Here is a 1,165-nt window from a genome sequence, read left to right as displayed (position 1 = left end):
TACACTGGGAAGGTGTAAAAACAGTGGGTGTTATTGTTTCTTATAGGAAAGAAAAAGGTAAATTAAGCAATGAGTTATGCTATAGATACTATATTAGTTCAGCGAATTTAACAGCGGAAGAGCTCGCGAGAGGAGCACGACAACATTGGCAAATAGAAAATGGATTACATTGGCGTTTAGATGTAGGATTTAAAGAAGATGAGTGTCGAATTAGGCGCGAAGGTGCAGCACCTGTACGAAGGTGCAGCACCTGTATTTGCGGGGCTGAGACACATCGCATTTAATCAGCTAAAAGCAGAAAAAAGCTTTAGTAAAGGCATGCCCGCAAAACAGAAAAAAGCTATGCGCAGTACAGCCTACCTTGAAAAGGTACTGAACGCATAGACTTTTTTCATGCTCTTGCCCTGGCGGGTTACCTGGTTGAATAAATCGTAATTCAATATTATTATTTAACGCCCACTCTGCTAATTTATGGCTAATATATTCAGGCCCATTGTCACACCTGATAGCTTTTGGCTTACCACGCCATTCTATAATTTGATTGAGTGAGCGGATAACACGCTCAGTGGGGAGCGATAAGTCAGCATCTATTGTGAGTCCTTCGCGATTGAAATCATCAATCACATTGAACAATCGACACGCTCTGCCATCAGATAATTGGTCGTGCATAAAATCCATTGACCAACATTCGTTAATGGCATCCGGTACAGCCAATGGCTCAGGCTTCTCCCTTGTTAGACGTTTTCTAGGCTTTATTCGCAGATTCAACTCAAGCTCACGGTAAATACGATAAACACGCTTATTATTCCATGTGTAGCCTTTAACATTGCGTAAATATAAAAAACATAAACCGAATCCCCAATTACGCTTACATTGGCTTAAATCCAATAGCAATGCTGCAATTTTCTCATTTTCATCAGACAGTTTTAGCGTATAGCGATAGCATGTTTTATTTATCATGAAAGTACGACAGGCTAGGGCAATACTTATTTTATTTGTGCTAACGACTTCATGTGCCAATACTTTGCGCTCAGAAGTCTTTACCACTTTTTTGCCATTGCCTCCTGAATGACCTCAGATTTTAGCCGCTCTTCAGCATACATTTTCTTTAAACGGCGATTTTCATCTTCAAGCTCTTTCATTCGTGTCATTAAAGACGCATCCA

Annotated in this window: 1 protein-coding gene and 1 pseudogene; one reads left to right on the top strand and one right to left on the bottom strand. The window is 40.3% G+C overall.

The window, feature by feature from the left end; genetic code table 11:
• Positions 1–284: ISAs1 family transposase (locus tag P20495_RS21660; protein ID WP_138950699.1), on the top strand; the 284-nt coding region annotated here is incomplete at its 5' end.
• A gap of 124 nt (positions 285–408) precedes the next feature.
• On the opposite strand, the pseudogene P20495_RS20825 reads toward P20495_RS21660, so the two are convergent.
• A pseudogene (locus tag P20495_RS20825) lies at positions 409–1,165 on the bottom strand (IS3 family transposase); the annotation flags it as partial.

The organism is Pseudoalteromonas sp. BSi20495 (genome assembly GCF_000241185.1).
Classification (GTDB): Bacteria; Pseudomonadota; Gammaproteobacteria; order Enterobacterales; family Alteromonadaceae; genus Pseudoalteromonas; species Pseudoalteromonas fuliginea.
Note: the sequence above shows the minus strand (reverse complement) of the source record. Positions and strands in the feature narration are given on the sequence as shown.